19 protein-coding genes and 1 pseudogene are annotated in these 21,321 nt (G+C 65.4%); 18 read left to right on the top strand and 2 right to left on the bottom strand.

Annotated elements, in window-relative coordinates; translation table 11 throughout:
- The 14 genes and pseudogenes from AC3LCN_RS03905 to AC3LCN_RS03840 form a co-directional block, all read left to right on the top strand.
- Nucleotides 1-206 (top strand): annotated as a pseudogene (locus tag AC3LCN_RS03905) (threonine synthase); the annotation flags it as partial.
- A gap of 20 nt (nucleotides 207-226) precedes the next feature.
- On the top strand, nucleotides 227-1,255 hold the full coding sequence (gene thrB / locus AC3LCN_RS03900) for a homoserine kinase (RefSeq protein WP_488648780.1): 1,029 nt from the start codon (nucleotides 227-229) through the stop codon (nucleotides 1,253-1,255).
- Nucleotides 1,252-2,505, top strand: coding sequence for an aspartate kinase (locus AC3LCN_RS03895; protein WP_488648779.1), 1,254 nt, complete (start codon nucleotides 1,252-1,254; stop codon nucleotides 2,503-2,505). Before thrB ends, AC3LCN_RS03895 begins: the two co-directional genes overlap by 4 nt.
- A 5-nt stretch (nucleotides 2,506-2,510) precedes the next feature.
- Complete coding sequence (locus tag AC3LCN_RS03890) at nucleotides 2,511-3,329, top strand: biotin--[acetyl-CoA-carboxylase] ligase (RefSeq protein WP_488648781.1); 819 nt, start codon at nucleotides 2,511-2,513, stop codon at nucleotides 3,327-3,329.
- Between the two features lie 31 nt (nucleotides 3,330-3,360).
- Nucleotides 3,361-5,340: an acetyl-CoA carboxylase, carboxyltransferase subunit beta gene (gene accD, locus AC3LCN_RS03885; protein WP_488648778.1), complete on the top strand. Its 1,980-nt coding sequence runs from the start codon at nucleotides 3,361-3,363 to the stop codon at nucleotides 5,338-5,340.
- A 3-nt stretch (nucleotides 5,341-5,343) separates the two neighbouring features.
- Nucleotides 5,344-5,811 carry an acetyl-CoA carboxylase biotin carboxyl carrier protein gene (locus tag AC3LCN_RS03880; RefSeq protein WP_488648777.1) on the top strand — a complete coding sequence of 156 codons (468 nt, stop codon included), beginning with the start codon at nucleotides 5,344-5,346 and terminating at the stop codon, nucleotides 5,809-5,811.
- Nucleotides 5,808-7,184, top strand: coding sequence for an acetyl-CoA carboxylase biotin carboxylase subunit (locus AC3LCN_RS03875; protein ID WP_488648776.1), 1,377 nt, complete (start codon nucleotides 5,808-5,810; stop codon nucleotides 7,182-7,184). Before AC3LCN_RS03880 ends, AC3LCN_RS03875 begins: the two co-directional genes overlap by 4 nt.
- The gene (fabZ, locus tag AC3LCN_RS03870; RefSeq protein ID WP_488648775.1) at nucleotides 7,181-7,657 is read left to right on the top strand and encodes a 3-hydroxyacyl-ACP dehydratase FabZ; all 477 of its coding nucleotides are present in this window, start codon (nucleotides 7,181-7,183) and stop codon (nucleotides 7,655-7,657) included. The genes AC3LCN_RS03875 and fabZ overlap by 4 nt, the downstream gene beginning before the upstream one ends.
- A 13-nt stretch (nucleotides 7,658-7,670) precedes the next feature.
- On the top strand, nucleotides 7,671-8,420 hold the full coding sequence (locus AC3LCN_RS03865; RefSeq protein ID WP_488648774.1) for a metallophosphoesterase family protein: 750 nt from the start codon (nucleotides 7,671-7,673) through the stop codon (nucleotides 8,418-8,420).
- Nucleotides 8,417-9,691 (top strand): beta-ketoacyl-[acyl-carrier-protein] synthase family protein, encoded by a 1,275-nt coding sequence (locus AC3LCN_RS03860; protein ID WP_488648773.1) that lies wholly within the window; start codon nucleotides 8,417-8,419, stop codon nucleotides 9,689-9,691. Before AC3LCN_RS03865 ends, AC3LCN_RS03860 begins: the two co-directional genes overlap by 4 nt.
- Nucleotides 9,691-10,467: an acetyl-CoA carboxylase biotin carboxyl carrier protein gene (locus AC3LCN_RS03855; RefSeq protein WP_488648772.1), complete on the top strand. Its 777-nt coding sequence runs from the start codon at nucleotides 9,691-9,693 to the stop codon at nucleotides 10,465-10,467. The genes AC3LCN_RS03860 and AC3LCN_RS03855 overlap by 1 nt, the downstream gene beginning before the upstream one ends.
- Nucleotides 10,464-11,645 carry a beta-ketoacyl-ACP synthase III gene (locus AC3LCN_RS03850; RefSeq protein WP_488648771.1) on the top strand — a complete coding sequence of 394 codons (1,182 nt, stop codon included), beginning with the start codon at nucleotides 10,464-10,466 and terminating at the stop codon, nucleotides 11,643-11,645. Before AC3LCN_RS03855 ends, AC3LCN_RS03850 begins: the two co-directional genes overlap by 4 nt.
- Before the next feature lie 39 nt (nucleotides 11,646-11,684).
- Entirely contained in the window at nucleotides 11,685-12,434 is a 750-nt protein-coding gene (gene fabG / locus AC3LCN_RS03845) for a 3-oxoacyl-[acyl-carrier-protein] reductase (RefSeq protein WP_488648770.1), read from the top strand.
- Entirely contained in the window at nucleotides 12,434-13,903 is a 1,470-nt protein-coding gene (locus AC3LCN_RS03840; RefSeq protein WP_488648769.1) for a hypothetical protein, read from the top strand. Before fabG ends, AC3LCN_RS03840 begins: the two co-directional genes overlap by 1 nt.
- Before the next feature lie 15 nt (nucleotides 13,904-13,918).
- Here the strand turns inward: AC3LCN_RS03840 and AC3LCN_RS03835 are convergent, their stop codons facing one another.
- Nucleotides 13,919-15,184 carry an Nramp family divalent metal transporter gene (locus tag AC3LCN_RS03835; RefSeq protein ID WP_488648768.1) on the bottom strand — a complete coding sequence of 422 codons (1,266 nt, stop codon included), beginning with the start codon at nucleotides 15,182-15,184 and terminating at the stop codon, nucleotides 13,919-13,921.
- Complete coding sequence (locus tag AC3LCN_RS03830) at nucleotides 15,177-16,538, bottom strand: magnesium transporter (protein ID WP_488648767.1); 1,362 nt, start codon at nucleotides 16,536-16,538, stop codon at nucleotides 15,177-15,179. Before AC3LCN_RS03830 ends, AC3LCN_RS03835 begins: the two co-directional genes overlap by 8 nt.
- An 82-nt stretch (nucleotides 16,539-16,620) precedes the next feature.
- Between AC3LCN_RS03830 and AC3LCN_RS03825 the strand changes: the two genes are divergently transcribed.
- The 4 genes from AC3LCN_RS03825 to AC3LCN_RS03810 all read left to right on the top strand — a co-directional run bounded on the left by AC3LCN_RS03825 (nucleotide 16,621) and on the right by AC3LCN_RS03810 (nucleotide 21,268).
- Nucleotides 16,621-17,517 (top strand): hypothetical protein, encoded by an 897-nt coding sequence (locus tag AC3LCN_RS03825; protein WP_488648766.1) that lies wholly within the window; start codon nucleotides 16,621-16,623, stop codon nucleotides 17,515-17,517.
- Between the two features lie 71 nt (nucleotides 17,518-17,588).
- On the top strand, nucleotides 17,589-18,464 hold the full coding sequence (locus AC3LCN_RS03820; protein WP_488648765.1) for a tetratricopeptide repeat protein: 876 nt from the start codon (nucleotides 17,589-17,591) through the stop codon (nucleotides 18,462-18,464).
- Nucleotides 18,465-18,489: 25 nt separating this feature from the next.
- Nucleotides 18,490-20,829 (top strand): hypothetical protein, encoded by a 2,340-nt coding sequence (locus AC3LCN_RS03815; protein WP_488648764.1) that lies wholly within the window; start codon nucleotides 18,490-18,492, stop codon nucleotides 20,827-20,829.
- Complete coding sequence (locus tag AC3LCN_RS03810) at nucleotides 20,813-21,268, top strand: ABA4-like family protein (protein WP_488648763.1); 456 nt, start codon at nucleotides 20,813-20,815, stop codon at nucleotides 21,266-21,268. Before AC3LCN_RS03815 ends, AC3LCN_RS03810 begins: the two co-directional genes overlap by 17 nt.
- Nucleotides 21,269-21,321: the final 53 nt, after the last annotated feature.

The following is a 21,321-nucleotide window of genomic DNA, read 5'->3' as shown; positions in this document are numbered from 1 at the left end:
GCATCTTCGTGGAGCCCGCCTGCGCCGCGCCGATTGCCGGCCTGCGCAACGCCATTGCCGACGGTTCCATTGATGGGAGTGCGCGCATTGTTGCGGTGATGACCGGGTTTGGGTTGAAGGACCCCGATACCGCGTCGCGCCTCATTGGCGAGATTCGCACATCAGATGCAACGGTCGCCGGCGTTCGCCGTGCGCTCGGTTGGTAGCGAGCAGCAGAGGAGGCACGATGAAGGCAGAATCTTTGGTCGGTCGATCGGTCACCGTTGCGGTCCCCGCCACCGTGGCGAACCTTGGCGCTGGCTACGACGTGCTCGGCCTCGCCCTCGAGATGACGAATGAACTCACCGTGCAGGTCACTGGCGTCTCTGCCTCAGGGAAGGGCACCGTTACCTACGGCGCCTCGGGCGAGGGTGCCGAAGAGCTGGCGCAGGACCGCACCAACATGGCGCTCGATGCCATCTATCGCGGGCTCTCGATTGCCGGCGTGACCGGTGCCGACGCGCTCGACCTTGCCGTCACGGCGGTCAACAACATTCCCCTCTCGCGCGGCTTGGGCTCGTCGGCCGCAGCTATTGTTGGCGGCCTCTTCGCTGGTGCTGCGCTTGCCGGCACGGCTGCCGGCGCTTCGGGGGCGAGTGGCGCCTGCTTCGAGTCGTTTAGCGATCCGCTCACCGATCGTCTCTTTGCTGCGGCGGATGAGATCGAGGGGCACCCCGACAACGTTGCCGCCGCCATCTTTGGCGGCTGTGTGGCGAGTGGTCGCGCAAACGGCACACTCACCGCGCGCATCATCCATGTGCCGCACGATGCGATTCCGGTGGTGCTGATCCCCGACGTGCGCTTTGAGACGAGCGACATGCGCGCCGCGCTGCCGAAGGCGGTGCCAATCGAAGATGCGGTGCACAACGCCTCGCGACTCGCCCTGGGTATTACCGCACTCGAGGCGGGCGAAGTCTCTGGATTTGCCATCCTCTCCGACGATCGCATCCACCAGCCGTATCGGATCAAGAGGTACGCGGCGCTGCCGAAGCTCTTCGCCGCCGCACTCGACGCAGGCGCCACGAGCGCCTGTCTGGCAGGCTCCGGCTCTTCGGTCTTGGTGATCGTCGATGACGAGGGTGGCGACGACGGCATCGCCGCGGTGATTGCAGCGCTCGATGCCGCAGCTTTGGCAACGGGTGTGGGTGGCCATGCCGAACAGATTGAGGTCGACCAAGAGGGGGTACGCATCCTTCGTTTGGTCGGAGTGAAGTGAGCGTCTCTTCAAAGCTGCTCGTTCAGAAGTACGGCGGGAGTTCGGTCGGCTCCGTTGAGCGCATCGCCGCCGTCGTTGCGCGCATCGCACGCGATCGCGCTGCGGGATTTAATGTTGTGGCCGTGGTCTCGGCTATGGGCGACACCACCGACGATCTGCTCGCCCTCGCCGCTTCCGTAACGGGCGGCGCACTGCCAAGCGCGCGCGAACAAGATGCACTCCTGGCCACTGGCGAGATTCAGTCGGCGGCACTGCTGGCTATGGCGCTTATTGCGCGCGGCACCGACGCCATCTCGCTCAGCGGTGCTCAGGCGGGGATCAGCGCCGACGGCACCTACGGCAAGGGGCGCATTGCGGGCATCGAGCCGAAGCGTGTTCGCGCCGAACTCGACGCTGGCCGAGTGGTGATCGTGGCCGGCTTCCAGGGGGTCAGCGACGGCTCAGAGACCACGACCCTTGGGCGTGGTGGCTCCGACACCTCGGCGGTCGCCATGGCGGCAGCCCTGGGTGCCGATCGCTGTCAGATCTTTACCGACGTTCGGGGGGTGTACACCGCCGACCCCCGCGCCGTGCCCGCCGCCCGGCAGCTCTCGGTGGTCGGGTACGAGGAGATGCTCGAGCTCGCCAACCAGGGGGCCCAGGTCATGCAGACGCGTGCCGTGGAGCTCGGTTGGGTGAATAACGTGGCAATTGAGGTGCTCAGTTCATTTGAGGAGCACCCAGGAACGGTGATCAAGGAGGATATGCAGGTGGAGAAGCGCAATAAGGTTCGTGGCCTGGCGGCCGATACGAAGGTGGCGAAGGTGACCATGGTTGCCGTGCCCGACAAGCCCGGCATCGCGCGCGCGGTGTTTGAGCCGCTCTCGGCGGGGAACATCAACGTCGACATGATCGTGCAGAACGTGTCGCACGACGGCACCACCGACCTCTCGTTCACCACCTCGCGTGCCGACCTTGCGGCCGCACGTCCAGTACTCGAGAAGATTCGCGCCGAGATCGGCGCTCGCGCACTCGAGATCGACGAGAATGTGGCGAAGGTCTCGATTGTTGGTGCCGGCATTCAGAATGCGCCAGGGTACGCCGCGCGCATGTTCGGCACACTTGCCGATGCAAAGATCAACATTCAGATGATCTCAACATCCGAGATTCGCATCACCTGCATCGTTAGCGAGTCTGATGCGCCACGCGCGCTGCAGGCGCTGCACAATACGTTTGATCTGGCAACGCCCGACGCAGTTGACGCGGAGTAGTTGCCCTGACGCAGATCGCGGTTGAGCGACTCACCGAGGTCTCCTCGACCAACGACGTTGCACGCGAGCGACTTGTGGCCGGCCTCGTTGCCGCCGATACGCCGCTGCTGATTCGCGCCGAAACGCAGAGCGCCGGTCGCGGCCGTCGCGGACGCACCTGGCTTGACGCGCCTGGCACTGGTCTCTTGATGAGCCTCGCGATGCGTGCAGGCGCCGGTTCGCCACTTCCGCTTGACGCAGATCGCTGGTGGCGCGTTGCCGCCGAGCTCTCGCTCGCCGTTGCCGATGCGATCGAAGATGCGGCAGGAATGCAGATCGGCACCATTGGCCTGAAGTGGCCGAATGATTTGGTTATTCGTAATATTGAGGGGGGCGTGACGCAGAGCTTCCGCAAGGTGGGCGGCGTGTTGGCCGAGGCGGGTGATGCCGGCAGTGACTCTGCCTGGTTAGTTGTTGGCCTGGGCTTGAACGTGCGCGGCGATGTGTCGAAGCTTGATCCTGCCCTCTCTGCGACAGCAACGAGTTTGGAGATTGCGACGGGGCGACCGATTGATCGCGAAGCGCTCTTTACCGACGCGGTAGCGCGGCTCGAGGGGCGCCTAGGCGCCCTCGCCGATGGGCGGTTCGATGTCGCCGACTGGCGCTCTCGGCAGCTGCTCGAGGGCTGCTCGGTGGACCTTGAGGTGGCGGCGGGGGAGATCCTCACGGGGATCGTCGTTGGGCACGACGGGGCCTCGGGGGCGCTGATTCTGAGCGTAAACGGCACGGAGCGTGCCATTTTGGCGGGCGAAGTGACCAAGGTCGTGCGGATCGCCATCCCATAGCGGGTACCATCTCCCTCTAAGGGGAGGGTTAATGCCCAGCTTTCGGAACCCGTTTAAACGCCGCAAGGCGACCCCCGGAGCCGAGCCCGATTTGTGGGTCCGGTGCCCCGGGTGCTCAGAGCTCCTCTTCAAGAAGACCTTGGAGAAGAGCCTCCAAGTCTGCGCGGCATGCGGCCATCACTTCCGTGTGCCCGCCCGCGAGCGCATTGCGCAGCTGGTCGACGAGGGGAGCTTCGTTGAGGCTGACGCCAGCCTGATCTCGCTCGACCCGATCGTCTTTACCGACTCCAAGGGGTATCCCGAGCGTGCCGCCGCCGCCCGCGCCGCCACCGGCGAGCGTGACGCCGCCATTCGCGGCACCGCCCTCATTGGCGGCATTGAGGTCTCCCTCGTCGCCATGGACTTCTTCTTCATGGGTGGCTCGATGGGCTCGGTCGTAGGCGAGAAGGTTGCCCGCGCCGCCGAACTCGCCACCGCCCGCCGCCTCCCACTCGTGATCGTCTCGGCATCGGGCGGCGCCCGGATGCAAGAGGGGACCTACGCCCTGATGCAGCTCCCGAAGACGCTCGCCGCCATCGCGCGCCTGAAGGCGAGCGGCGGCACCTTCATTAGCGTGTTGACCGACCCAACCACTGGCGGCACCATCGCCTCGTTCGGTGCCCTCGGCGACCTCAACGTTGCCGAACCGAACGCACTGATCGGTTTCAGTGGCGCGCGCGTCTCGGCCGGCACCATCGGTGACGAACTCCCCGTCGGCTTCCAGCGCAGCGAGTTTTTGCTTGAGACCGGCTTCATTGATGCAATCGTGCCGCGCGGCAACCTGCGCGGCTGGCTGACGCGCGCACTCGGACTCCTGCAGCCACTCCCCGCACCAGCGGTGCCGCTCTATCGACAGATCGGTATTCCTGGCGTGGGCCTGATTGGCGGCATGGTCACTGGTGTTGCGCAGGGCGCTGGCGCGATGATCGGCTCGGTACTTTCACCCGTGGCCGACGCGGCGAGCAAGGTGGCGAACCGCGCCGATCAGATTCTCGAAAATCAGCGCGACCGACACTTGGCGCCAGAACTTGGGCCGCACCTTGACGAGGCCGAGGCGTGGAGCCACGTGCAGCGCGCGCGCGACGTGAACCGACCACGTACCGCCGAACTCCTCGAGGCGCTTGGCGCCGAATTCGTAGAGCTGCGTGGCGACCGCCGTGCCGGTGATGACGGCGCAATCATTGCGGGCATTGCGCGCATTGATGGTCGACGCATTGTGGTGGTGGGGACTCAGAAGGGGACCGACACCGAGAGCAACATTCGCCGCGGATTCGGCATGCCGCACCCTGAGGGGTACCGCAAGGCGATGCGCGCTTTTGAACTAGCCGAACGACTGCACCTGCCGCTGCTCACCCTGGTCGACACCCCTGGTGCGCACCCGGGCCCTGAGTCGGAACAGCACGGCATCGCCGAGGCGATCGCCGCCGCCATCAGCAAGATGACCGAACTGCGCACCCCAATTGTCACGGTCGTCACGGGCGAGGGTGGTTCGGGCGGCGCGCTGGCCATTGCCGCCGCTGATCGCGTGTACGCCTTTGAGCACGCCTACTACTCGGTGATCAGCCCCGAAGGGTGCGCGGCAATCTTGTTCCGCACCTCCGAGAAGGCCCCCGCCGCGGCGCGCGCCCTGCGCATCACCGCGCCAGAGCAGGTCGCCCTCGGCGTCGTCGACGGCATCATCGCCGAGCCAGAGACGCTCTCCGCGGAATCCACCGTCACCCTGGCGCGTGCGATGTGGGAGCTCGTCTCAGAGACGTTCGATGAGTTGGAATCAATGAGCGATCTCGACGCGCTGCTCAACGCGCGCTATGCACGCTATCGCGCCTACGGCGCATTCGATGAGGCGGCCCCAACGAAGAAGGGTCTCGTCGGCACGATTCGTTCCATCTTCGGCATGGATCGCGACAAGGTGCCAGCCGGCATCAACGACGAGTGGCTCGATGAGATTGAGCGCAACAGTGCGGGGGCGTAGCTGATGGCACACGACACCGAGCGACTCGGCGATCTGCTCGACTCCCTGGTCCCTGTGCTCGTTGAGCGACTGCATGAGACTGGCCTCGGTGAGATTGAGATTGAGCGCGACGGTGCAACGGTGCGCGTGCGCGCTGAAGATCTCGGCGCTTTCGTTGCGTCGGCCCCCGCACCGACCGTTGCGCGCGGGGGAGTGCCTGCCACCCCCGCCGCGCCAACCGCCGCCGATGAGCGCCGCCATCCGGTGCGCTCGACCGCCGTTGGCTTTGTAAAGCTCGCCCCCGATATTCACGTGGGCGGCAAGGTCGCCAACGGCTCACTCGTCGCCACCGTTGATGTGCTCGGCGTCGCCGTTGAGGTGCGCGCTGATCACTCTGGGATTGTGGCCAAGCTGCGCTGCGCCAGTGGCGATCCTGTGGAGTACGGCCAGGAGCTCTTCCTCCTCGAGTCGGTCGGTGAGGGGAAGCTGTGATTAAGCGCGTGCTGATTGCCAACCGCGGCGAGATTGCGCTGCGAATCTTGCGCGCCTGCCGCCAGCTCGGCATCGAGGCGGTCGTCGCCTATAGCGAGGCGGATCGCGAGTCGCGCGCTGTGCTCGTCGCCGACGAGGCGATCTGCATCGGCCCCGCCGACGCCAAGCGCAGCTACCTCTCGGCGCCTGCCGTGATCTCGGCAGCGCTCGCCACCGGCTGCGACGCCATCCACCCTGGCTACGGCTTCCTCTCCGAGAACGCCTCCTTTGCCGATGCGGCCGCCGCGCACGGGCTCACCTTCATCGGCCCCTCTGCCGAGGTGTTGGAGCGCTTTGAGAGCAAGGCCGAGGTGCGCGCACTGCTCGCCAAGCACGGCCTGCCAACGATTCCTGGATCCGACGGCGTCGTTGCCGACGAAGTGGCCGCAGCGAAGGCCGCAGCGAAGATCGGCTACCCCGTCATCTTGAAAGCATCGGCGGGCGGCGGCGGTCGCGGAATGCGCGTCGCCCAAAGTGCCGACGAGATCGCGCAACTCTTCTCGCTCTGCACCCAAGAGGCGCAGGCGGCGTTCGGCGATGGCTCGCTCTATCTCGAGAAGTATCTGATCGACACGCATCACGTTGAGGTGCAGGTTGCCGTCGACAAGAACGGCACCACACTGCACTTCGGTGAGCGCGACTGCTCGGTGCAGCGACGCCACCAGAAGCTGGTCGAAGAGTCACCATCAACGGCGCTGACACCAAAGGTGCGTGAAGAGTTCTTGACACGCGCAGCCAAGGCGATCGGTGCCGCCGGCTATCGCAACCTTGGCACTCTGGAATTCTTGGTTGGCCCCGACGGGAAGCCGTACTTCATCGAGATCAACTGCCGCATTCAGGTCGAGCATCCGGTTACTGAGATGGTCACGGGTGTTGATCTGGTCGCGCTACAGATTCGACTCGCCGCTGGCGAGCTGATGCCGATGACGCAGGCCGAGGTGGAGCGCCGCGGGCACGCCATTGAGTTCCGCCTTACCGCCGAAGATCCAGTGCACGAGTTCCGTCCGCAGGCGGGTGAGATCACCACCTTCCGCTCACCGAGCGGCCCATGGGTGCGCTTCGACTCGCATCTCTACGCCGGCTATGAGGTGCCGCCGTACTACGACAGCCTGCTCGCCAAGTTGATCGTGTGGGGGAACACGCGCGAAGAGGCGATCGCGCGTTCGCGCGCCGCACTGCGCGAGGTGGAGATTGGCGGTGTGGAGACCACGCGCGACTTCTTCCTTGGCCTCCTTGAGACACCATCGTTCTTGAACGGCACCGCCACCACCGGCATGCTCGACGCGATTGGCACCGCCGACATTCTGGCCGCCGCGCCGAAGGCTCGCGCATGAGCGCCCCGTTGCTCGACCAGGCCGGCATTGAGGCGCTGATCCCGCATCGCGCGCCATTCTTGCTGCTCGATCGAATCGTCTCTGAAGACCGCGCCACGCAGACCCTGATTGCGGAACTCGACGTGCGCCCCGACGCCTTCTGGACCCCTGGTCACTTCCCTGGCATGCCGATCATGCCTGGCGTGCTGCAGGTTGAGGCGCTCGCCCAGGCGATGGGCGTCTACGTGGCCCGCACCGAAGGGTTCGGCAACCGCCTCGGCGTCTTCGCCAAGATCGAGGAGTGCCGCTTCACCCGCATGGTCGTGCCGGGCGAGACGTTGCGCCTAGAGATTCAGATGCAGAAGCTCGGCTCACGCATGGGCACCGCCAAAGGCATTGCGAGCGTTGATGGCGCCGCCGCCTGTACCGTCACGATTACGTTTGTGATTCCACCCGAGTCGGCGCTTCCGCGCCCGGCCGGTTCAGCCGAATAGCGAAGGGAAAGATATGAAGCGCGTCGTCGTTCTCTCAGACATTCACGGCAACCTCGCCGCACTCGAGGCGGTCGTCGCGCGCCTCCCCGCGCTGAAGCCTGACCAGGTCGCGATCCTCGGCGATCACGCCCTCTTCGGGCCACAGCCCTCTGAAACGATCGACCTGATTCAGCAGCTGCAGAAGAAGGGCGCCCTGGTGACCGCGGGCACCGGCGACATCGCCGTGGCCGACCTCGACTACGCCGCCTCGTTCCCGAGCCTCGCCGGCGGCCTGCCGCCCGGACTGAAGGCTGCCGTTGAGTGGGCCTCGGATGCGCTCGATGACGATCGCATCGAGTGGCTCCGTTCGCTCCCAAGCGAGCGACGCATTCGCTACGGCGAGATCGCCGTCACCTTCTGTCATGCGTCGCCCGGCTCACGCACCATTCCGTTGAGTGCCGACCTTGACCCATCAACCACGTTGGAGCTGCTCGGCCAGACCGACTCGCGCGTCGTGTGCGTGGGCTTCACGCACAGCGCGCGCGTGAAAGACTACGGCTGGAAGGTGCTCGTTGATGCGGGCTCCGTGGGGCTGCCGTACGACGGCGACGCCACCGCCGCCTTTACCGTGATCGACATCGATCCTGAGGAGAAGACCATCAACGCCGAGGTCTATCGCGCCAGCTACGACACCGAGAAGGTTGCCGACGCGATCAGCGCACGTGCGCTGACGGGCGACACCTATCGTGCGGCAACACTCCGCTCCGGGAAGCTGGTGCGATGAGCAACGAGCAGCGCGTCGTCGTTACCGGCATGGGGGCGGTCTCACCGCTCGGCCGTGGCGTCGCCGCGCTCTGGGATGGCCTCCTCGCCGGACGCTCCGGCGTTCGCGCGCTGCAGGGCTTGGACCTGACCGGCCAAGAGGTCGACTTCGGCGGACAGGCGATCGACTTCGATCCTTCTGACGTGCTTGAGCCGAAGCAGATCAAGCGCCTTGATCGCTTCACGCACTTCGCTATCGCCGCTGCTGCGGAGGCGCTCGCCTCTGCTGGTTTGCCCCCGCGCTTTGAAGCGGGCGAATCATCTGAAGCTGTCGCCACGATCATCGGATCGGGCTTGGGTGGCGCGACCACCCTCTTCGAGCAGGCCGCCGTTTTCGCCGAGCGCGGCGCCGGTCGCATCTCGCCCTTCTTGGTGCCGGCTGCGATCGGCAACATGGCCTCGGGCGAGGTGGCGATTCACGTGGGCGCACAGGGCCCATCGTTCGGCGCTGTGAGCGCCTGCGCCACCGCCGGTCATGCGATTGGCGAGGCGTACGAGATGATTCGCCGCGGCGACGCGACCGTCGCACTCGCGGGTGGCACTGAGGCAGCGCTCCACCCCGTCGTGATCGCGGGATTCAACAATATGCGTGCCCTCTCGCGCAGCGGCGCATCGTCAACGGGCGGCAACCCTGCCGCCGCGTCGCGACCATTTGATAGCGGCCGCGACGGATTTGTGATGGCCGAAGGTGCGGGCATCCTGCTGCTAGAGCGACTCGATGTGGCACTCGCCCGCGGCGCAACGCCGCTCGCCGAACTCGTTGGCTACGGCGCCACCGCCGACGCACTGCACATCACCCTGCCAGCGCCTGGCGGCTCTGGTGCCGTTCGCGCCGCACGACGAGCACTCGCCAAGGCGAGTCGCACCGGTGCAGAGATCGATCACGTCAACGCACACGCCACCTCAACACCCGAGGGTGACAAGGCGGAGCTCGAGGCGATTCGCGCGATCCTCGGTGAGGGATCACGCGCCAGTGTCACCGCCACCAAGGGCGCCATTGGCCACACCCTCGGCGCCGCTGGCGGCCTCGGGTCTATCGCCACGATCTGCGCCATGCGCGACAGCCGCGCGCATCCAACGCTCAACCTCACCGCGCCAGATCCAGCTTCTGCTGGTCTGAACATTGTCACTGGCGCGCCTGCTGCGCAGCAGGTCAACTTGGCGCTCGTGAATGCCTTCGGTTTCGGCGGCCAGAACTCGGCACTCCTCTTTGCAAAGTGGGAGGGGAAGTGATGCCCGAGAAGCGTCGCGTTCGACTACAGAAGAGCGCACGCCGCGCCCTTGAGGCGGCGCGCGATGTGGCACGCCGCGCGCGCGGCGACGCACCAGAGGTGGCCCCAGCGAGCAACGTGACTCCGCCGTCGACTCCAGCCATTGAGCGGCTGACCCCAAGAGATTCATCACGACTCATTGAGAGCGCGCTCGTAGCCGCAGCTCCTGTGCAGAATATGCCCCCTCGACCCCGTAAGGGAGGGAGCCGCAACGGTGTACGCCTACAGGCCAACCTGCCGCTGACAACCTACGACGCCGCGCTCATCGAGATCATCGACCGCCTCGCCGTAGTGGCCGACGGGAGCGGCCTTGCCGAGGTCGAACTCTCTGCCGGCGGCACCCGTGTCGTGGTGCGTAGCCGCAGCGCCGTGCAGGGAAGTTACGTCGTAGCGGCCACCGCTGTCGCACCGCAGAGCCTTGCTAGCGCCGCGCCTGTGCCGCTTCCAACGGGCACAAAGGGAGTGCCGGCCGCGCCAGCGAGTGCCGCGGCACCGAGTGGCTCGGTGGTAAACGCACCGCTCACCGGCATCTTCTACGCTGCGTCGTCGCCGGGCGCCGCGCCGCTCATCAGCGTTGGGTCGATCGTGACGGTTGGCCAGCCGATCGGACTCATTGAGGCGATGAAGCTCTTCAACGAGATCAAGAGCGACAAGGCGGGTCGCGTGGTGCGCGTCATTGCCCAAGATGGACTCCTGGTGAAGGCGAAGACGCCGATCATTGAGGTGGAGCCAGCATGAGCGGACCGTTGACCAACGGCGACGCTACGCGCATTGGAGGCGAGACCGGCTTAGCGGCGCTCCCAAATCGCACGACCCACATTGTTGGATGGGGCCACGAGGTGCCGAAGGCGGTCGTTACCAACGCCGATCTCGAGAAGATCGTAGAGACGAGTGATGAGTGGATTAGCACGCGCACCGGCATTCGTGAACGACACATCGCCGGTGCTGATGAAACTACCGCATCGATGGGCGCGATTGCCGCCGCTCGCGCACTCGCCGTTGCTGGCGTCTCCGCCGACTCCGTCGACCTAATCGTTGTCGCCACCCTCACTCCCGATCATCCAATGCCGAGCACTGCGGTGTTGGTGAAGGAGGCCATCGGCAGTTACCGCGCCGCCGCCTTCGACCTCTCTGCCGCTTGCTCGGGCTTCGCCTACGCCTACGCCGTGGCGCACGGCTTCCTCACCGCCGGCCTCGGTCAGCGCGCACTCGTCATTGGCGCCGAGTCGCTCTCGCGTGTCGTTGATTGGAGTGACCGTTCGACCTGCGTCCTCTTCGGCGATGGCGCGGGCGCGATCGTGCTCGATGCGCTCGACCTGCACGACGATCAGAACATCGCCACGCGCCCAGGCACGCTGAGCTTCGAACTCTCTGCCGATCCTTCGGGAGCATTCGCGCTCTGGATTCCTGGTGGCTCGGGTGACGACGCCGATCCGCTGATCAAGATGGATGGGGCGAAGACGTATGTGTACGCCACGCGCACTATGGCTGCCGTCGCAACGACGGCGATTCAGCGCGCGGGACTCACCGTTCCTGAGGTAGATCTGGTGATTCCGCATCAGGCGAACCTGCGCATCATTGAACACGTCTCCAAGGCGATCGACTTCCCGATGGAGAAGATCTTCGTCAACCTCGACCGCTACGGGAACACCTCTGCCGCCAGCATCCCGATCGCCCTCTCTGAGGCGGTTGCCGCCGGCCGGCTGAAGCCGGGCGATGTCTTCTGCACCGTTGCCTTCGGTGGCGGCTACACCTCGGGCGCCTTCGTGACGCGCTGGGATGCCGACCCCGCCAACGGGGCCCGCGCCGCGGCGGTTGATACGGCGGCGATCAAGATCCGGCGCCCTGAGGGGGGAGCGAAGGCGGCCGAGGTGCCAGCGGCGCTCAAGGCACTGTTAGACGCAAAGCGCCGCTAAGCGCGACACTAGTCACACAGTCCCAACAGAGGAGGTCCCATGTTTGAGCTCAACGGATACGCCGCAATCGTCACCGGAGGTGCCCGCGGCATCGGCCGCGCCATCGCCGTCGCCCTCGCTGATGCGGGTGCCGACGTGTTGATCACCTACAAGGGGAACACCGCCGCCGCCGACGCCGTGGTCGCCGAGATCACCGCCAAGGGTCGTAAGGCAATTGCCATGCAGGCCGACGCCGCCGATCCCGACGCCGCAGTTGCCGTAGTCGCCAAGGCGATGGAGGCGTTCGGCAAGGTCGACCTGCTCGTCAACAACGCCGGCATCACCCGCGACACACTCATCTTGCGCATGACACCAGAGCAGTGGCGCGAGGTCATCGACACGAATCTCTCGGGCGCCTTCTACATGACGAAGGCTGCCGTACGAGAGATGCTGCGCGCCAAGAGCGGGCGCATCGTGAACATCACCAGCGTCTCGGGCCAGGCGGGGAACGCCGGCCAGGCGAACTACAGCTCGGCGAAGGCTGGCATGATCGGCCTCACCAAGGCGACTGCCCGCGAGGTCGCCAGCCGCGGCATCACCGTGAACGCGGTGTCGCCAGGCTTCATCGTCACCGAACTCACCGCCGATCTTCCCGAGGCCATTAAAGAGGGGGTCAAGGCCCAGACGCCACTCGGTCGTTTCGGCGAGCCACATGAGATCGCCGCGGCGGTGATCTACCTTGCATCGCGCGAGGCCTCGTACGTCACTGGGCAGGTGCTCGGCGTCGACGGCGGCCTGGTGATGATGTAGTGATCCGTACCGCCCGCCCGTACGCCCTCGCCGTCGCCCTGCTGGCGACGATCTTCACCGCCACCGTCATCTGGGCGAGCACGCCGGTAAGCCCGGTCGCCGCAACGCCAGTCAACCTGCTTGGCACCGATGGGCGCTACACGCTGCTCTTTCTCGGCAGTGACAAGCGCTGCGGCGGTGCGCTTAAGGACAAGACCGCTGAGCGCTGCGGCGAAGGTGTGGCAAACGCGACCGATTGGACCTGGTCACCAACGAACGACAAGGCGGCAGGAGTACCACGCGACCAGTATGGTTCTGAGCGCACCGACGTGATCATGCTCCTCACCGTTGATCCATTCAGCGGGCAGACCGCCGCGTACAGCATTCCGCGGGACCTCTACGGCTTCCCCCTCAAGCCGTCACTCGCAAAGTCGTTCTGCCGCCCAGGGTCAAAGATCTTCACTGACAAGATCAACGCGCTGATCGTGCGTGCACAGCAGTGCGCGCGATCCAACATGACCGCGAGCCAAAAGAGCTCCTGGGATAAGAAGCTCGCCTGGGAGCGGAGCACCGTGGCGGGTAACCTCGTCGCTGAAAATATCGCCTGGGGTCTCGGCGTAGAGATTGATGACTGGACCCTGACGACGTTCGGCACCTCCGACATTATGGGAGCCGTGCTCGACCGCATCGCCCCCGCCGACACGATCGTGCAACTCAACGACAAAACAAGATTCGCCGCTTGCCGCACGGACACCATGCGTAAGATCAAGGGGAGTGGGTCAGGCCACACCGATCGTAATCTCGCGTCAAACGCCATGTATGGCGACCTACTCTTCCTGCGACCTGGCCGTGCAGACAACTACCCGAGCAGCAAGGTGATCGGCTGGAGCTACGCCAATTGCAAGGAGCCGCGTACGGCCAAGGCGGTGCGCACCACGAGCCCATACTTCGTGGATGGCTCTTGCGATATTACGATCCCGCTGAGTGCGGCAACGAACGAGAGCTGCTCCTTCCGAGTGCCGAGCACCCTGTGGACGGGCTTCGGTCGCTCCCGCAAATACGACGATGTTGGGCCGCGATCCCTACGCCATCAACGACTGGTAGCCGGCATCACGCTGCGCGTGCTTGAGGCAGACCGATTCCGCGCCGCCACCCTCGCCTCCTTTATGAATCTTCGTTGGTACAAGAAGGGACCGCCACTGGTGCGTGGCACCATTACGACTGCAAACGTTGAGGCGATCTTCAGTGTGATTGCCTATGCAAAGCCCGCCCTGCTGCTCGGCCCTGATGTCGCTGGTGGCTGGAAGTCCCTCCTGATGACGGGCGGCACCGATAGCGCAAAGAAGTGTGCGCTTGCGGGGGCCAAGATGCGATTCGCGTCGAACGCCGCCAAGCTCGCGGCAACAATCAGCTGCACCAAGGTGTGGCTCGCCCCCTACTTTGGGCCGGTCGCAGGCCACCTAAACGAAGGCCCACCAGTCGCGCCATAGCGCGGAACGACTCGCCTAGGCGGCGAGGCCGAGGATATTGACCAGCACGATCCCCACGTTCAGCACGGCGAGGATCGCAACGGAGCTCCAGCCGACCAGACGCAACCAACGTGGCGAGACGTGCTCGCCCAACAGCGACTTGCTGCTTGTGAGCTTCACGATGAAGGCGAGCACAATCGGCAGGAAGAGCCCCTGCAGGTACTGGCTGCTGATGATTGCGCCGATCGGATTCAGCCCAGGGAGCATCACGACGATTGCGCCAATCGCCAAGATCGCAGTGAAGATGCCGTAGAAGATCGGGGCCTCGCGCAGGCGCTTATCAACCCCCGACTCAAAGCCGAACGCCTCGGAGAGGGCGAAGGCGGTGGTGAGCGGCATGATCGCCATCGCCAAGAGGCTTGCGCCAAAGAGGCCGGCGCCGAAGAGAATCTTCGAGAACTCGCCGGCGAGCGGCTCGAGTGCGACCGCCGCATCTGCCGCCGAGCCGATCGGCTTCCCAAGTGATCCGAGCGCGACCGCCGTGGCGATCACCACGCAGGCGGCGATGAAGTTCGTCCAGATGGAGCCAAGGATGGCGTCGGCGCGAGCAGCGCCAAGCTCCTCAACGCCGATCCCCTTCTCAGCAACGGCTGACTGCAGGTAGAACTGCATGTACGGCGTGACCGTTGTACCAACGACCGCCACCAGCAGCAGCATCTCAGCCCCCGAAACTCCGGCGAGGCTTGGCGTGGTGAGCGATGAGGCGACGGCAGCCCAGTTTGGATTCGCCAAGAGTGCGGCGGCGATGTAAGCCAAGAAGACAGCGGTGAGTGACAGGAAGATGCGCTCGACACTGCGATAACTACCGTAGACCACGAGCAACCAGACGATCAGGGCCGAGAGCGGTGCGGTGAGCAGGATCGGCACATCAAAGATCGCCATGGCCGATGCGGCACCGGCAACGTTGGCAACGGTATTCGCGAGATTCGCGAGCAGCAAGACGATCATGGCGAAGAGTGCCCAGCGCACGCCGAAGCGCTCGCGGATCAGGTCGGAGAGCCCCTGCCCAGTGACAACGCCGAGTCGGGCCACCGACTCCTGCACCAGGGCGAGGAGCAGTGCGGTGAGCGGCAGGATCCAGAGGAAGCGCAGTCCGGTCTGTGAGCCGAGGGTGGCGTAGGTGGTGATGCCGCCAGCATCGTTCCCTGCAACGCCAGCGATCAGGCCCGGGCCAACAACCGCCAAAAAGGCGAGCGGGCCGCGACGGCGGCGAAACGTTTCACGCAGGCCCAAATTAAGCACGCTTCGCCGAGCCCTTCTTGCGCGGCTTCGCTTGTGCCTTCGTGCCGCGCTTTGTCGTTGAACGTGTTGGGAGCTCCATTGAGCCAGCCGCAGCAAAGCTGTCGGCGTGCAGGCGGCGCGGCATCTCGCGGCGCCACTCTTCAGGGAGCACATCCCAGAGCGCGTCGCTCACCGTGATCACCCCCATGAGGCGGTGGTTGGCATCGACCACTGGGACGGCGACGAGGCCGTAGCGGGTCACCACGCGTGCCACCTCATCGGAGTGGGCGAGCAGCTCAACTGCGACTGGCTCATCTTCCATCAGCTCGCTAACGGGCGTGTTCGGTGTGGCGAGCACAAGGTCGCGCAGCGTTACTTCGCCGAGCAGTCGTCGCTTGCCGTCGACTACGTACACAGCGAAGGCAACTTCGGCGTCGGGCTCATGGCGGCGAATGGCGGCGAGTGCCTCTGCGACGGTCGCCTGCGGACGCAACGCTACATGCTCGGTGGTCATCAGACCGCCAGCGCTCTTCTCTGGGTGAGCGAGGAGCTCCTGCACGTCGTCGCGCTCCTCTTTCGTCATCAGGCGCAAGATCTCCTTGCGGCTGACCGGCGAGAGTTCGGCGACGGCGTCGGCCGCCTCGTCGGGGCTCATCTCTTCCAATAGATCAGCGGCACGCTCCGGCTCCAGGTCCTCAAGAAGATCGGTACGCGTCTCTGGCTCCAACTCTTCGAGCGCCTCTGCGGCAACCTCTTCGTCGAGGGTGCTGAAGATGTCGGCGCGGTCGCGCGGCGTCAGCTGGTCAACAATTGTTGCAAGGTCGGCCGGGTGGAGCTCAGAGAGACCGGCGTGTGGCACGCGCAAACGTACGCTGGCGATGGTGGAGCCGAGCGGATCAACATCCTCCCAATCAATGTACGAGGCGACGCGCGACTCCTCACCAGAGAGTCGGTCGACCCAACTGTCGGGGAGGCCGAGTCGGCGCAGAATCCCGGCGGTGCCAACATCGACGGCAACGAGGCGCATCGCCCCCTCCACAAAGTCGAGGATCACATCATTGGCGCGCACGACCTTGCGACCGTCAATATCAACGATCTGCTTGTCGAGTAGGTCGCCCTTTAGGAGGATCTCGTCTTCGCGGCGTCGGAAGCGGCTGATGTTGACGCGCGTCGCCAAGATCGTGGCCCCTGCGGCGTCCATGCGCTCCACGCTGCTCCAGCCGAGGTAGATGCGGCGGCGCCCTGTGCGGACCACGAGCCCCGTGATGGGTGGGTGGCTCGTACCAACGGCGGCGATGAGGTCGTCAATGACGCCGATCGCGTCGGCGCTGCTGTCGCGAACGGGTTGTCCAATAAGTCGTGAGAGGTGGAGCATGCTGCCCTCCAATTACTGTGCGAAGGCTCCTCTGGTCACGAGGAGTCTACGCGGGAGCCCCCGCTCGCGCTACCCTGACCTTATGAGCCAATCGAGATCGGACCGCCGTCGCGCCCGCTCCCTCGCAACTTCACGCCTTGCCGCCCTCACCGATACGGCGGCAGAGTTTGGTGAAGTTGAGGTCTCGCGCCCCTGGGCGGAGACATTCGTCGCCGTTGCCGTTGCTGCAGGAATCGCCCACTTTGCGACCGGCCCTGGAACCGTCTTGGCTGGCGCGGCCGCCGCTCTGCTCGGTGCGGTCGGTGTGAACGCCGTCCGCCGTGCCGAGGTACGCGACCTGCCGATGGGCGCTGAGGTGGTGCTCGGCGGCCTGATCGCCCTCGCCATTGCTGGTTTGGTGCGCCTTGTTCCCACGGGGATCGGCGCCGTGATCGCGATCACCGCGGGGATCGGCATCCTGCGTGCCGTCGTCGAATGGGAGCTGCGACTGCGCCGGAGCGGCAGCGGCTCGCTGCACCGCGATCGTGTCGTCAGCCTGGCGGTGTTCACCCTCGTCCTCTTCGCCGCCTCGATCGGCATCTCCGCCCTGGTTCCGGGGATCGTGACGCTCCCGGGCACCCCGTCGGCGCGTCCAGACCCCGTTGGGCCACTCGCCATCCTTGCCGTTGGTATCGGGAGCGCCGCAGTGGCCGCCCTCCTCGCCGCAGGAATGTCGAGCCTTCGACGCGAGCGGACCTCGGCGATCGTGCGTGATGCCCTCGGCGCTGCGGCCCTGAATGGCGTCGCATCCATCATCTTCGCCACCGTTGGCGTGGCGCGGCTCGCTGGACCGGCTGGCCTGGCCGTACTCTTCTATGCCCGCGAGATCTGGGCGGCAACCCCTGAAGGGGAGCGCCGTGACCCGCGGCTCATCTTCGAAATCCTTGTGCTCACGCTCGCCACGGGGGTCGCCCTCCTCTGGATCGGGGTCGGTCGCTAGCGATCGGCTATCCTTCCGCAACGGCATAGCGGGGGGCATCAGCCCGCATGCGCTTTATTGAGGAGGAGCCCGTGACCCTCGCCAACGAGACCCCCACTACCCAGAAGCCGAGCCGCACCGCCAAGGAGCAGGCTGACATCGCGTTGAAGGCCGCCTCTCAAGGACGTTGGAAAGATGCGAGCGAGGCGAACACGGCAATCCTCGCCCTCGGCGACACCATCAAGGTTGAGGAGCGCGTCGAAGCGCAGAATCGTCTCGCCAAGTGCCTTTGGGAGCAGGGCGACCTAGCCGGCTCGAAGAGGGAGTACCAGGCAACCCTCGCGCTTGATCCACTCAATCGCATTGCCGAGCGCAACCTTGAGCGTCTGAAGGGCCTCATTAAGCAGGTCGGTAAGAAGACCACCGCGAGCACCGAGGGAGCGACAACGCCCGCCGGCATCTTCATTCAAGAGGCGGGCACCACCGGGTTCGCCGCACTGACGAATGTTGCCGATGCTGGAATGCTCGCGCAGGTAAATCCTGGCGACTTGGTCGAGCTGATCGTTCTCGGCAATCGACTGATCGCCAAGGCGAACGATGTTGAGATCGGTCGCGTCGAGCCACGCATCGCTGCGCGACTCGTCAAGCTGATCGGTGATGGCAATAGCTACACATCAGGGATCACCTCCATCAGCGGTGGCGACATTCGCATCATCATTCGTGAAGAGCACGTCAGCGCTGGCAATGTTGGCAAGGTCTCCTTCCCAACGGCCACGCGTACCAGCGACGAGCGCCCGTACACGAAGGGCTCCTTCTTCCGCGATGACGAGGGCTTCGGCGACGATGATGAGGATACGTACGAAGAGGAGACGCCAGTCGCCGAGCGACCGAGCGTTGCGCCGCCAGAGAAGACCTCTGACGACGCATTCCTGCCTGACAGCGAAGAGGCTGGCAGCAACGACGATTAGTCGCAGATAGGCGGAGAGCGTTCACGTGGATCGCAGCGCCGCCCGACTCACCGTCGCACTCGCGTCGTCCGCAACAACTCCTGTCGTATCAGCACGCGACCAACTGACCGTTGACCTCACCGCGCGCAGTAGCGCCTTGGCGCTGGCGAGCGTTTCACGTGAGCATCGCAGCCTCCTTCATGCGCGCGATGCTGTGGATGAGTGGGCGATCTCTGCTGAGCTTCGCCCGCCAACGGTGCGCGCCTATGAGGCGGCCGCAGCGGAGCTGCTGGCATCGGCATCGGAGGCGCTCGAGGCCGGCTGGCAGAGCAGCTGTGTAGCCTGTGGGCAGGGCGTGCGCGTCGCGGCCTGGCGCTGGGAGGAGGCGCTTGATGCCGATCGAGAGCGGGGGCAACCAGCGGCGCGTCGCGCAACCTGTGCCGCCTGTCGTGCCCTCGGGCGGCGTGGTGGTGACGCCGCGACCATGCTTCCGAACGAGGTCGCCTCTGCTGAGCTCCTCGAGCCCACGGTTCGCGCCCGAGTTGATGGTCGCTTCGCTGGCCTCGTTGATGGTGCCGCGGCACGCTGGAGCACCCGGCAGTTGCGCTCGCTTGATGCGCTGGGTAGCGCCCTAGAACGCTCAAGCGAGAGCGCCGTGATGCTGGGGGCACTGCGCCTCACGTTGACCGAAGCGGCGGCGGCGATGGCTCGACCACAGCGCGCTGGGCGAACCTGGTGGGAGATCGCGCCATGGCAGGCGCTTCTGGATGCCATCGATGCCCGTCGCCGAATCTACCTGACTGCCCAGCCCGTGCCGCCACAGCTCACCATGAGTAGCGACCTCTCCGCACTCACCTACCCTGGGGGCGGCGCGATTGTCCTGCGCGGCGGAGCGGCCGCGCGCACGTCACTGGCAACACTCGTGACGCGCACCCCTGCAATTCGTGTCGCGCTCCTGCGCGTCACCGTGGGCGGCAGCGCCGACGAAATCAGCGACCGTGCGATTGCCGCGCGTTGGGCTGGCGAACAGGGTGAGCCCGACCCACTCCTTGTCGCCCTGCAATCCAACGATGCCGTAACCATCGCCGCTGCCCTGGCGCGCCTCCTCGTGGCGATGAATCCACTGATGCGTCACGACCCACTCCTCGTGATTGATCTTGATGATCACGCTGAACAGCTGGCCGGCGTCTTAACTGCGATCAGCCTTGCGGGCGCTGCAGGCAGCGTTGCCCGGCGTCTCGACGACGACCGCACCCCCGGACTCACCGTGACGGCGCGATTGAGCGAGCCAGCGATCAAAGGGCTGCAGCCCCGCAGTCAGATCGCGCTCGTGAGTGACCTTGTGGTCGCTCACGGCGAGCCTGCTACGCCGCGACAGATCCTCCCCGCCTATGCAGCAGCGCGCGCCGCTGCAGCACATGCGGCAGGAGAGCTGCTCGACGCAGCAGGGTTTGCCGAAGAGCTGCGCGGCGTTGCCGATCTAACTACAAAGATCCGCCCTGCTGGCTCATTCGACCAGCTCATTTCCGTGGCTGATGGACGCATTTTTGTTGAGGGGCGCGCGGAGCGTGAGCGTCTGGCCACCCCAGCCTCTGATCGTGCCGATGCCGCGGCCTTTGCGCTCGTTGACGCACTCAGCGCAGGCGACGGCGTTGACGAGGCCCTTGTGGCGCTTGATGCCGATCCGATCGGCATGAGCCCAGAGCTACGCAGCGCGATGCTGGATGCGTATACGAGCGTGGTTGATGGCGCGCGAACGGCGCGCACACCACAAGCGGATCTCTTGAGTGAGCGTTTCACTATCGTTGCGGGGCTGCTGGAGCTTGGCCCCCGCATGGGCCTACATGTTGCGGTTGCTCCCGCTCTGGCATCTACGGTTGTTGCCGGCCGCGCCCTCGGGGCGCGGGCCACGGTTGATCCAATTGATAGCTCGCCACCGCTGCGCCTTCGCTCCGATCGCGCCGCCTATGACGCCGTCGACGCAGTGCTCTACCGCCGCGGTCGTGCTGTGCTCTTCTGCGAGGTTGTTACTGGCCCCCTCCCCGTTGGTGAACTGCTCTTGCAGCGTCATGCACTCATCGCGAGCGACCGCGAGGTCGTGCGGCTCCTCGTCCTTGCGCCAGCACTCGTGCCGCTGCTGCAACTCCGCCTAGCGCGCGACGAGCGGCTGAGTGCGGCGTGGGAGACGGGGAACTGGCACCTCTTGGCGGCCGATCGAGTCGCTGCGCTTGCTCGTCTTGCGGCACCGCGGCTCGCCGATCTTGAGGGGTATCTTGGCGTCGAACCGCCGACGCGAAATGCGGCGCAACTTGACCTCAGCTCGATAGGCTGGGGCGTTGCCCATAGCGAAGCAGTAGAAGGAGTTGATCGTGAACCTCTCAGCTGACGTCTTGAGCGCACTCTTCCTTGCAGCGACGATTGGTGTTGGGCCGTTCTGGTTCCTAATGGCCGTACGCCCAACCGCAGAGATCACGCGACGCACCATGCTGACGCCGTGGCCCGTGGTCGCCATCGGGTTGCTGTATGCAGCCCTGGTGATTCCCAGTGCCGGTGCCATTCTCGGAACCCTGCTCAATCCAACACTGAGTGCGATCTCCGCCTCACTCGCAACCCCAGAGGGGAGCCTCGCCGTGTGGCTCCATGTGCTTGCCTTCGACCTTATCGCTGGGCGGTTCATTTGGCTCGATGGCCTCAGTCGAGGTGTGGGCGCGCCGCTCCGTATTGCGGCGTTAGCGCTCGCCCTCATGTTCGGACCACTCGGGCTACTCCTGCACCTCGCCCTGCGCCCCCGTCGCCCCCGAGAATCGGCGCAAGCCGTATCCTGAGCGGAACGCGTTCACCCCTTGAGCGCAAGAGTCCCGGAGTCCCGGGGAGGAGC

The sequence above is a fragment of the Candidatus Limnocylindrus sp. genome, from assembly GCF_040397215.1.
Classification (GTDB): Bacteria; Chloroflexota; Limnocylindria; order Limnocylindrales; family Limnocylindraceae; genus Limnocylindrus.
Note: the sequence above shows the minus strand (reverse complement) of the source record. Positions and strands in the feature narration are given on the sequence as shown.